The following is an 11,459-nucleotide window of genomic DNA, read 5'->3' on the forward strand; positions in this document are numbered from 1 at the left end:
TCGATGCGTTGCATTCGGAGAGCACGATGACCAAAATCCTTACTGCAGCCCTATCGATCTCATTGTGTATCATGATCGATGCTTCGATAGCCGTTGCGTCCGACGCTAAAGAAACCTTGCAAATTCCCAAGATCTCTAGTGCAGTGAAACTTCAAGACTGCAACCAGTATCGTGATGGAGAACGTGCCGCGTGCGAAGCGACCACACTCAAGCTTGGATACTTTAGCTGGGGCCTCGTGTTCGCAGCGCAAGGCTATGATCTAGCTCCGCGGATATTGCGCGGCGATCTCGGAGCGTTCAGTGACTTTGTAAAAAACGATCCGACTTACTCAACGCAGAGATCGGCGGTCGAGGCCTTCTTGAACAAACCTTTCAAAATTTGCGCCTCTGACGACTGCGGAAAATACCTGGGCCTATCAGAACGGGAACTAGAGGCTAAGTCGGCGGAGTTCAACGAGAGTCGACGGTCGATGATTTGTCTTCTCAAACGAGACCGGTCGAAAGACAAGGCGGGCGGCGCGCTCCACGATCGGACATTGCTCACCAATGTCTGGCAAATGCAGCGCGGCCTGATCCCATCCTGTGCGCCGGTATCGACTGCTGTTGAAGAAATTATTAGGCGCGCCTTCCGTGGTTAGCTAGCGCAGGCGCTCAGCCTGCAAGCGCGTATCGCGCGGGCTTTCTCCAAAGGCGCTGCGGTAGACAATGGAAAACCTGCCGGCATGAGAAAAACCCCACATCGCGCAGACTTCACGGACAGATCGCTGATTCATCGGATCCCGCAACTGGTCGCGGGCTGCCTGCAGCCTGATCGTGCGCAAGTAACTGCCCGGTGAAGTTCCCCTGAAGGCCTTGAAGCCCGTTTGCAGCGCACGAAGTGAAACACCGACGTCATCCGCAATCATCGTCATGGTGAGAGGCTCTGCGATATTGGCGTGCATATAGTCGATAGCACGTCGGACATGCCAAGGCGCGACCAACGATACTTTGTTTTTTTCCAGATAGCCGGAAAAACGGTGAGAGCCAAATCGGATCACGAGATTGGCAAGCGTTTCGCTCATTCCTGCCATGGCAAGCGGTGAAGACAGAAGCGGGCCGTCATTGAGCATGCCCTGCACGATCGTCTGCGCCAGGCTACCGATAAGCTGGCCGGATGGTGTTGCGAGATCCAGAACGGGTTCTAGGTCAAGCGAATCGAGGATCGGCGTTTCCACCAGTGAAACCAGCATTCGTCTCACAATTTTCCAGTCCAGGAACAGCGCATCCGAGCGGTGCGGGCCGCCTTGAACGAAACGATCGCCTGCCTGATGGTTGTTGGCCATGAGAAGATGACCCGCCTCACTCTCAATCACCCTTTTTCCAATGGACAGTCGAAAGGATCCGGTGTGCGGGATGTAAAACGCGAGGTGTTGCGGCGTCTCCTCGAGCGTTCGAATCGTCCAGGAACTCTGATAAACCGAATGAAGCGCCGTAAATGGCCCGCTTGTTCTCAGGTCCGCTGCCCAAGCAAAAGCCCGATCTTTGCTCAGCGGCTTGGCGCTAAAGGCTCCGTAGCCTGCCGAATAGGCTTGCACCATCGACTCGAAGTCCCTGCCTTCATGCGTCGGCGCAAACCCGTATGTCTCACGCTCAGGAGCGCGCGCCGTGTTCTCGGATCTCAACGATATCTGCAACTCGGTTCTTTCCCTCTCCACACCCCCGACTGGCTAACCGCCTATCAAGCGCTCCATCTCGTTTGAAATCGCTACGCCGCCGATATGTGCCTTCCAAAGGCTGGGACACGATCCCCTTTGAAATGCCATCAGCCTGACTGGCTTGGCCAATCTCGATGAGGTAAGCAGGGCCGGCAAACCGGGGATCGAATTCCTTGTTTGACAGAAGCAGAATGCCCTCCCTATGTGGTTCACACTCACAGTGTAAATCAAAACGAACCGAAAATGAAGTATGATCCTCTAGACCATGTTGCCGCGCATTTTTTGCGAGGCACACAACCTATGCGCGTAGCCTCCCGCAACGAGCGCGACCTGTTGCGGCTGATCTGGAAGTCTCCGGGGATAGAACGCTCCGACCTGACAGAGCCGCTCGATCTCACCCAGCAATCGTTGCACCGGATCGTCGCGCGGCTTCATGAGCGAGGAATGCTCGTCTTTTCCCATTCGGAAACCCGGCGCCCCGGGCCCCCCAGCCCTGGCCTTACTCTTTGCAGAGACTGGTGTCTGACGCTCGGCATGGCCGTGAACGTCGGTTCGATCGGCCTCTGCCTCATGGGTTTCGGAGAACCTTTGGACCACATGGAAATTCCGCAGGAGGGATCGTCGCTCGCCGCGGAGGTGGAGCGGATCGAAGCGGCGGTCGAAGAGCTCCTTGCCCGGCGAGGAGCCGAGCGGCGCGACGTCCTCGGCATCGGTCTGGCAGTCTCTGGCCACCATATGCTGGACACGGCCTTCAACTGTCCTCTGCCGCTTGCTCATTGGTCATTGATCGATTTGGCGCCTTTGCTCGGAGAGCAGCTCGGCCTACCGGTCTGGGCAGACAATGTCGCCAGGACCGCCGCCTTGGCGGAAGCAATTTTCGGTGTCGGCCGTGATGTCGCTGATTTCGCCTATATCGCCCACCTTCACGGATACGGGGGCGGCCTCGTTTCCGGAGGCATGCCATTTCGCGGCAGTTTCGGCAATGCCGGCGAATATTCCGTTCTCTTCGGGCGTGAGGAATACGAAGATCGCCCTGCACTCAGCCTCTTGCTTCAACACCTTCAAGCCAAGGGACGCTCGAACTTGACCCTCAGGGACCTGAAGAACGAAAACCTGGTGGATTGGGATGGCGTTGCAGAGTGGGTCGACCGCGTCGCGCCGGCCCACAACAAAGCCATCAATGCGATCTGCGCAGTATTCGACCCGGCCTTGATCGTCCTTGGCGGCGAGCTTCCGCATTCACTCGCGAGAATGCTTATCGAGCGGACTGAATTCAATAATCTGCCTCGGCATGGCGCATTACGTGACGTCCCAAGCCTTGCCGTTGCACAGATCATCGATGCCCCCGGTGCAATCGGCGCGGCCTTGATCCCGCTAATCGAAACTGTTTTGTGATATGCGCAGGAGGTATCGACCGCCGAAACGCGCCGCATGAACCAAGTTCATTGCGACGCGCTTCAGCCGGGAGGTCGGCGTGGTTTGGGTTCTTCGATGGTTACAAGGAGGTCTATCTCCACGCTTCGCCGTTCACTTCATGCCCGTTCCGGCGATGCCTGTCGTGATGTACTTCTGCAGGAACAGGAAGACGACGGTGACAGGCAGCAGGCTGAGGAACGTCATTGCCAGGATATAGTGCCACTGCACCGAGAACTCTCCCTGGAACGCATTCAGACCGACCTGCAGCGTGAAATTATCGCGGCTGTTGAGGACGATGAGCGGCCAGAGGAAATCGTTCCACCGCCAGAGCACCGAAAAGATCGCCAGCACCGCTAGGGCCGGCGCCGTCAGCGGCAGGATGATGCGCCAGAAGATGCAGAATTCGCTTGCCGCATCGACGCGCGCCGCCTCTATCAGCTCGTCGGGTATAGTCAGCATATATTGCCGGAGCAGGAAGACGGCGGTCGGAGAGGCGACCGTCGGCAGGATGACGCCCCAGAGGTTGTCGGCAAGCCCGACCCCGACGATGACGAGATAGGCCGGCACCATGACGACGGCGAGCGGGATCATCAGCGTCGAAATGATGATGACGAAGACCGTCGTATCACCGGGAAATTTGTATTTCGACAGGGCGAAAGCCGCCATGGCATTGACGATCAGCGTCAACAGCGTTGCGACGAAGGTGACGAACACCGAATTCTTGAGGAAGGTCAGGAAGTTGAAGCGCGTCAACGGATCGGTGTAATTCTGCGTGGCGACCGTCAGCTTCTGCACCGGCGTCAGCCCCTTCACGTCGACGCTGACCGGTGGTCCCGGATTTGCCGGATCGACCATCTGGGCCTTGAGGCCGATGCGGCGAACCATGGCCATTTCGCGCATCTGGCCGTCGACGGTGACCTGCCAGAGGCTGAGCGGCTTGTCGAAGCCGGGCACGGTCTGTTCGACGGCGGCCCGGGGAAGCAGCGTCGGCGGAAACCGGGTGATCTCAGCCGCCGGCTTCAGCGACGAGAGGCCCGCCCAGAGGACCGGAAGCAACACCACGAAGGTTCCGCCAACCAGCCAGACCCATGACAATATGTCGGTTATATCAATGCGTCCGGCTCGGCGTATGCGCGTGAAAAAGCTGATCTGGTTCATCTCAGGACTCCATTCGCTTGCCGATGCGCAGCTGTATGAGGGTGAGAACCAGAAGCACCAGCCCCATGAGAACCGATGCGGCGGAGGCCAGTCCGAAGAGGCGAAGATCGCTGCCGAATGCCATCTGGTAGATATATTGGACGATGAAGCTGTTGGCCGTGCCGGGGCCGCCGCCATTGGTCAGCACCCAGGCCTCGTCGAAGATCTGGACGGACTTGATCATCAAAAGAATGAACACGACCAAGAGGTTCGGAGCGAGCAACGGAAGCGTGATCCTGAAAAGTGTTCGGCGCGGCGAGGCGGCATCGATGGAGGCAGCCTCGTAGAGCTCCTTCGGGATGGCCTGGAGGCCAGCGAGGAGGATCAGGGTATAAAAACCCATGTGAAACCAGACCGATACCGCGACGACGAAGAAGCGCGACCAGCCGACGTCGAGCAGGAAGATCTCAGGGGGAACGCCGATCATCTGGAAGAAGGCGTTCAGGAGCCCGTTGCGATCGAGGAACCATTTCCAGATGAGACCGATGACGACGGGAGACAGCAGGACGGGATAGAAGAACATCGCCCTGAAGAAGCCCCGCGCGACGATCGCCCGATTGAGGATCAGCGCCGTGATCAGCGCCACCAGCAATGTGGCGACGACATTGAAGGCCACGAACCAGAGCGTGTTCCAGACGGCCGTCCAGAACAGTGATTCCTGGCAGGTTCCCGGCTGTAGATAATTGACGCAGGAAAGCAGAGTGCGGAAATTATCCAGGCCGACGAAGGGACGCTCCGACACGAAAAGGTTTGTACCACCGGTAAAGGCGTAACCGACCGCGATCGCGATCGGAAGGAACGTGAAGATAGCGAACAGAACGAGGTTCGGCGCCAGGAACAGCCATGGCATACGCTTGCGGCCGAAGATGCGCTCGATCATGTTTATCGGGGCTTCGACCACTCTCATCGCCGTTTCCCCTGCCTGGGACAGCAATGCACCTGCCTTGAGCGCCGCCATGTTCAGCGCCTCCCCTGTCCGGGCCGCCGGGCAAAAGCCAGGCCGCTTTCGGGATCGAACAAATGAACCCGCCCCGGGGCGGCATCGATCAGGATGTGATCACCAGGCGCCGGCGCGAAATGGCCGGCCTCATGAATGATCATCTGCTCGTCCCGACCTGCAAGGTTGCCGTAGACATAGGTCTCGGTCCCGAGGCCCTCGTGATACTGGACGATGAACGGCAGGCCCTGCTCGCTGGAACGTGAAAAATGCGCGGGCCGGATACCGGCGAGAACGGCTTGTCCAACCGCAATGCCGGCGAGGTCGACATCGCTGACGATGCTGCCGCCGTTGCCGACATCGACGGTGACGCCGCTTTCGCCGACGCCTGATACCTTGCCCTTGATGATGTTCATGCGCGGCGAGCCGAGGAAACCGGCGACGAAGAGATTGCGGGGGCCATCGAACAGGTCCAGCGGCGCGCCGACCTGCTCGACCCGGCCGGCGCGCAGCACGACGATCTTGTCGGCCATCGTCATCGCCTCGACCTGGTCATGCGTGACATAGATCATCGTCGTCTTGATCTCGCGGTGGAGCTTGGTGATCTCGGCGCGGGTCTGAACGCGCAATGCGGCGTCGAGATTGGACAGCGGTTCGTCGAACAGGAAAATGTCCGGTTCGCGCACGATGGCCCGGCCGATCGCCACGCGTTGGCGCTGGCCGCCCGAAAGCTGCTTCGGGCGCCGGTCCAGATAAGGTTCGATCGCCAGCATCCTGGCGGCTTCGGCAATCCGCGCCTCGATCTCGGCGCGCTTGAACTTCAGGTTCTCCAGGCCAAAAGCGAGGTTTTTGCGAACGCTCATATGCGGATAAAGGGCGTAGGACTGGAAGACCATCGCGATCTTGCGCTCGGCCGGCGAGAGCGCGCTGACGTCGCGGCTCCCGATCGCGATTGCGCCCGATGTCACCTCTTCGAGGCCGGCGATGACGCGCAGCAGGGTCGACTTGCCGCAGCCCGACGGACCGACAAAGACCACGAACTCGCCGTCCTTGATATCGAGTTCGACGTCATGCAGGACTTTGACCGAGCCATACGATTTGTTGACGTTGGAAAGTTTCAGTTCTGCCATGCGCCACTCCCATCAGGTGCCGCCGTTTCGAAGACGGCATCGTTTTTGTTCCAGCCTTGCGGCAGCGGTGTCGGTCTTGTGACCCGCACCTCGTTCATCAAGATCCCGGCGACATCAGCCACGTAGAGGGCCGGCATTCCTCCCGGATAGTGCTCAAGACCGATCACCCGGCCGTCCGACCCGCGGGTCCAGGCGTTGGCGCGACCGCCGCCATCGGCTTTCGGGGAAAGGTCCGCGTTCGTCGGACGCAGGTCGTAGGACAGCGCCGTACCGAGCTGCCCAGGCCGCTGATCGATGGCGATCCGCGCCAGCTGTGCGTTCCTGATACCGGCCGACGAGGTCGAAATGACCGTGATCGCCCCCTCCATCCGGCCGGTAATGTCCTCGACGATGAGATTTTCGATGGCGCCTGCCGTGCGCTCCGCGACACGATCGACGACATTAACCGTCAGCGCCTCCCCCGAGCCCCAGAAACCATCGGGGGTCTCGCGGCACTCCACCGCAATTCTCGAAAACCTCACATTCGATATCCGGCCGCCGTCGCGGGAAAATATGCCGAGCGCCCTGTTGGAGGATGAGACGTTGCAATCCTCGAACACGACGTTGGTGACGTCGCCATGCGTTTCCGTGCCGATCTTCAGCGCACAGCTGAGGCTCTGAACGGAACAGCGGCGGACAAGAATGTTCTCGCATCGCCCGATGGCAACACGGTCAGGACCGATGCTGGTCTTCAGGCATATGCCGTCGTCGGCCGTCGATATCCGGCAGTCCTCGATGACGGCGCCGCGGCAGGCATCCAGTACGATGCCATCGGTATTGGGAAGGCGGCGGTCGTTGTCGATGGTCACGTCCCTGACCGCAACATCCGTGCAGTTGACGAAATGCAGCGTCCACATCGGCGAGCGGCAAATATGGACGGAGCTGATCTCGACCGCGTCGCAGCCTTCGAACACCACGACACGGGGACGAAATTCGGCCGGGATGAAGGTTCCCACCGTCTCGTCGTCTCCCACAATGAAGCTCTCGCAACCGGCTTCGATGCGCCCCGCCCCCGTCAGGCTGATCCGCCGTGCGTCCTTGGCGACGATCATGCCGCGGTCCGACTTTTCGGCGATCACCGAAACACTCGTATGCGCATAGGCCTCGTAGTCCGGAACGGGACGCAGGATCGCGCCGGCGGCCAGATGAAGGTCGACGCCGGATCTGAGCTGGAGCCCGCGGCAGACATGGATGCCGGCCTTGAGCTCCACGCGTCCGCCGCCCGAAGCCGACACGCCGTCGATGGCCGCCTGCAGGCGGACCGTGTCGTCGCCCTCCGCCGGCTCGATCGCGACAAGGGACACGGGGCTCATTGCCGCTCGCCGTTCTCGAGAAAGACTTCCGTCAGGAGCAGCATGGTCAGTGCCTGGCCATAAGGCGTCGGCACGTTCGGGATGCGCCTGTAGAAATCGAGGTCATGGCCCATCGGCGTGCCGTCCGAGACGCCGTGGACGACACCTTCTTCGTCGATCTGCGCCAGCACCGCCGCAAGCGCGCGCTCCGCATAGGCCCTGTCGTCCTTGTCGAGAATGCCGGCATCGATGGCGCGCAATATGCCATAGGCAATGCCTGCCGTGGCTGAGGTTTCCAGCGGCGAGGACGGATCGTCCAGAAGCGTCGTGAACATGCCGTCCGGCCGCTGGTATGCTTTCAAGGAGCGCACCTGGCTGACGAGAACGTTCGACAGGAAACGCCGGTCCTTCTCGCCGAGCGTCGGAACGAGGTCGAAGAGCTCGGGGATGGCGACCGTGATCCAGGCATTGCCGCGCGCCCAGAAGGCATTGGCGAAATTGTGCCGCCCATTGAAGGTCCAGCCGTGATACCAGAGCCCGCTGACCGGATCGGAGAGGTAGCGGGTGTGGATCACGAACTGATAGACGGCCTCGTCGATCCATTCGCTGCGCTCGCAGAGCACGCCGGCCCGGGCGAGAAACAGGCAGGCCATGAACAGCGTGTCGTCCCACAATTCACCGTCGTTGAGGCGCTCCTTGACGACGTGCTGAAAGCCGCCATCCTCGGTCTTGGGCAGCTCCTTGACGAGCCATTCGGCCCAGTCCTCGACGAGAGCGCGAAAGTCGGGACGATCGACATGCTGGACGAGGATCGCAAGCGGCAGCATCGGAGCGGTGCTGTTGATCTGGCGCGGCGGCAGGCCGCGTTCGATCTGGCCGGCATACCAGGCGACGAGCTCCTGCAGCGCTTTCTGATCATTGGTGGAAATGGCGCGCCGCAGGAAGCCGTAGAGGCCGACGCCGACTTCCCAGTCCCATTCGTCGAACTGGATTCCGGAGGCGGAACTTCCTGTCACGAGACCTTCCTTGATGCCCCTGAGCCGGCTGAACGCCGTTGCCACGCGATCGATCGTCGTCAGGAGGGCGGCGTTATCGACAGATGTTGTGTTCATGCTGGGGACCTATGTTTCAGGAGTAGAAAGGCCCGTCAGTGCCGACACCGGAGGCAGCACTGTCGTGGGTGAGGATCGGGTGCGGCTGATCGTGGGTGAAGGGCCTCGCCTCGCCGCCGATCGAAAGACCGTCGACATAGGACAGGCAGATCGCCGGGCCCCCCGGCGGTGTCAGGGAGAGACGCCGAAGCCCGGGATCGAAGGAAACCGTCGTCTGGCGCAGGCGTTCGATGAATGCCTTGAAGGCTTCGCTATTGCCGCATCCGACGATACCAGCCCAAGCGGCAAGCGGCCCGTAGGAGCGCGCCTCGCGGCCGGCGGTCGGGCCGTCGGTGATCAGCTCCAGGCCGTTCGACGCCCAGAGGGCGGAAAATCCCCTGCCCGATCGCGCGATGAGCCACCTGTCTTCGACGATCAGATCGTCCAGGCCGTCGCGGCCGATATAGGCGTGCGTCCATGCGTGCCGTGCGTCGCTTGTGTCCTCGATCAGCAGGGCGACGTCGCGATGCTGGGCAACGCGCGGCAGGATGCCGTTGCCGGCCCAATAGGATGGCCTCTGATTGCCCCACGGATCGTCCTCACCGGGATGATTGACCCACAGCCTCGCCATCGGGTGGCCGGCCAGCCTGATGTCGAGGACATGCTGCTGGTGCCCCTTCTGGCCGGTCTTGTGATCGACGACCGTCGAAAGCTGCGCTGCCTCGTTCTTGAACAGCACGAGTCTTCCGCTCTCGAGCCCCTGGCTGTAACGCGCCTCGACGCTTCTTGCCCGGGTGAGCGCCGCAAGCTCCGCCAGCTCGGCGGGCGGCTGGTAGCCGCCTGCGCAGAACATGGTCAATGCCGCCACACCATTGTTCAGCCAGCCGGTTCCAAAGGCGACCTGGGCGAAGGGCGCAAGCTCGGTCAGCGGGCCGGCGCGCAGTTCCTTGTCGTAGGCTCGCCCCTGCGACCCTGCCGGAACGCCGGCGAGCGTATGGAGGGCGATCATGCGGAAGATGAGATCGATCTGGCCGCGGGCGCGATCAGCGATCTCGCTCTCGGCCCAGCGCTCCAGCGCAAGCAGGCCGATGAAATCGATCGGGTAATAGGCGGCCGAATTCCACTCCGCCAACCCGTGGGCCTCGACGCTGTCGAACCAGCGCCCGAGGCGCCCGACGGCAAGTTCCGCCTGCTGCCGTCCCGTCCGCCCAGAGGCCGAGAACAGCTCGTCGGGCAGAAGAAGTCCGGCCAGCAGCTGGCTGGTATGGAAGCAGAGCACATGGTTCTCGCTCCAGAACCACATCGCATCATTGCCCGGCTCGTCGACCCAGTAGCGATAAGAGAGAACGGAGCGGCGGATGCGATCGACCGTGGCCTTGGGCATCCGGTCGCCATAGGCGCCGAGCAGCCACAACAGCGGCACCATGATGAAGTCCGAGCAATCCTCCCGCGCGTCGATGGAGGAAAGCGTCGCATCGACGATGCGGTCGAAGCTTTCCTGGTCGTCATAACCGGTTTCCATCATCGCGATCAGCCGCCCGGCGCGCTTGGCGCCGAAGCGGGCGCTGTATTCCAGCGCCTGCCGCTTGCGGGCGGCAAGCGACGTCTCCGATGTCAACGGCGAAATGCCGCTCATGAAGCCGGCATCGATGACCCGCGTGACCGAACCCGGGCCGCTGCCGATCGTCATATGCACGCCGTGATAACCGTCCGCAATGCCGCAGACGTCTTCGGCCGTGAGGCTGCTCTGATGGGCCTTGAGCGTCAATCGGGAATGCGCGAGAACGGGCCGCTCGTGACCATGGCCGACGACCTTGAGCTCCACCGGCAGATCGCGCTCGGGCGCCGTGCCGAAGATGATCTCCAGAGGCTGATTGACGAAAACGTCGCGGGCCGGGCGCACGCCACGGGCAAGGGCTTCCAGCTCGCGGACCTCTTCCTGGTCCAGCGATACGGGCAGCAGCACGCAGAGCGGCTCCTCGTCCAGCATCTCGAGCTCGAAGAACCACGTCGTGTCACGCTCAGCCAAGTCTTCGGTGTGGACGAGAATCTGGTTGTCGCCGGCTTTAAGCGGCAGGCTGATGTCGGTTGCGCTCTCGACGTTGCGCTTGAAGGGTTCGAAGCGCACTTCCTCCTGTCCGTTGACCCATATGCGAACGCCGCCGCAGGTCTTCAGCCTGAGATTGAGCGTTCGCGCGGTCTCTGTCCTGAACGTGCCCTTCAGCCATCGCCTGAGGTGCGTCGGCACGTGCCAGAAGCCGGTGAACTCGACGCGGCGGTTCGAGCCGGGAAGATTGAGGCTTTCGGTCGGCCAGGCGGTGTCGGGCAGTAGCGGCCGCCCGACCATGGTCGACCAGAAGGCCTTGCGGCAGGGCAGGTCGCCGACATCGACGAAACCGTTGATGAAACGATAGTTCACGCGGTCTTCGGCCGGCGCAGGCTCGCCGGGAAAATAGCTGGCGATGAGGCCGGAAACGGCCCATGCCGTGATCGTCTGGCCCTCGGCCGCGCTGTAGGCTGGCGCCATATCGTCCCGCTGCTTGATGCATTCCGTTTTCACAGACCGCCTCCTCCGCAATCCTATGAAAATATTTTCATTAGGTCTTTGTGCGCGCTATTTTTGCAAATTGCCCAAAAACATCGCTATTGCCGTAGAAAACAGC

The 11,459-nt window shown here is 61.3% G+C and carries 9 protein-coding genes; 2 read left to right on the forward strand and 7 right to left on the reverse strand.

The annotated features are described in order from the left end of the window. Nucleotides 1–26: 26 nt before the first annotated feature. A complete protein-coding gene (locus HFO99_RS21720) occupies nucleotides 27–638 on the forward strand; it encodes a hypothetical protein (RefSeq protein WP_222363515.1) in 612 nt (203 codons plus the stop codon). Here the strand turns inward: HFO99_RS21720 and HFO99_RS21725 are convergent, their stop codons facing one another. Continuing rightward, a complete protein-coding gene (locus HFO99_RS21725) occupies nucleotides 639–1,694 on the reverse strand; it encodes a helix-turn-helix transcriptional regulator (protein ID WP_222363517.1) in 1,056 nt (351 codons plus the stop codon). It lies immediately after the preceding gene. Nucleotides 1,695–1,937: 243 nt separating this feature from the next. Here HFO99_RS21725 and HFO99_RS21730 point away from each other — a divergent pair, with 243 nt between their 5' ends. After that, entirely contained in the window at nucleotides 1,938–3,089 is a 1,152-nt protein-coding gene (locus HFO99_RS21730) for an ROK family transcriptional regulator (RefSeq protein WP_222363693.1), read from the forward strand. A 132-nt stretch (nucleotides 3,090–3,221) separates the two neighbouring features. On the opposite strand, the gene HFO99_RS21735 is transcribed toward HFO99_RS21730, so the two are convergent. Genes HFO99_RS21735 through HFO99_RS21760 form a run of 6 tightly spaced genes read right to left on the reverse strand, consistent with a single transcriptional unit; the run spans nucleotide 3,222 to nucleotide 11,356 of the window. Beyond that, complete coding sequence (locus HFO99_RS21735) at nucleotides 3,222–4,268, reverse strand: carbohydrate ABC transporter permease (RefSeq protein WP_222363519.1); 1,047 nt, start codon at nucleotides 4,266–4,268, stop codon at nucleotides 3,222–3,224. Nucleotide 4,269: 1 nt separating this feature from the next. Then, on the reverse strand, nucleotides 4,270–5,265 hold the full coding sequence (locus HFO99_RS21740; protein WP_222363521.1) for a carbohydrate ABC transporter permease: 996 nt from the start codon (nucleotides 5,263–5,265) through the stop codon (nucleotides 4,270–4,272). A gap of 2 nt (nucleotides 5,266–5,267) precedes the next feature. Then, the gene (locus HFO99_RS21745) at nucleotides 5,268–6,374 is read right to left on the reverse strand and encodes an ABC transporter ATP-binding protein (protein WP_222363523.1); all 1,107 of its coding nucleotides are present in this window, start codon (nucleotides 6,372–6,374) and stop codon (nucleotides 5,268–5,270) included. Continuing rightward, nucleotides 6,362–7,726: a glycoside hydrolase family 28 protein gene (locus tag HFO99_RS21750; protein WP_222363524.1), complete on the reverse strand. Its 1,365-nt coding sequence runs from the start codon at nucleotides 7,724–7,726 to the stop codon at nucleotides 6,362–6,364. Before HFO99_RS21750 ends, HFO99_RS21745 begins: the two co-directional genes overlap by 13 nt. Continuing rightward, nucleotides 7,723–8,817: a glycoside hydrolase family 105 protein gene (locus HFO99_RS21755; RefSeq protein ID WP_222247646.1), complete on the reverse strand. Its 1,095-nt coding sequence runs from the start codon at nucleotides 8,815–8,817 to the stop codon at nucleotides 7,723–7,725. Before HFO99_RS21755 ends, HFO99_RS21750 begins: the two co-directional genes overlap by 4 nt. Before the next feature lie 16 nt (nucleotides 8,818–8,833). Further along, on the reverse strand, nucleotides 8,834–11,356 hold the full coding sequence (locus HFO99_RS21760) for a hypothetical protein (RefSeq protein WP_222363526.1): 2,523 nt from the start codon (nucleotides 11,354–11,356) through the stop codon (nucleotides 8,834–8,836). Nucleotides 11,357–11,459: the final 103 nt, after the last annotated feature.

The sequence above is a fragment of the Rhizobium leguminosarum genome, assembly GCF_019798305.1.
In the GTDB taxonomy this organism is placed as follows: domain Bacteria; phylum Pseudomonadota; class Alphaproteobacteria; order Rhizobiales; family Rhizobiaceae; genus Rhizobium; species Rhizobium leguminosarum_U.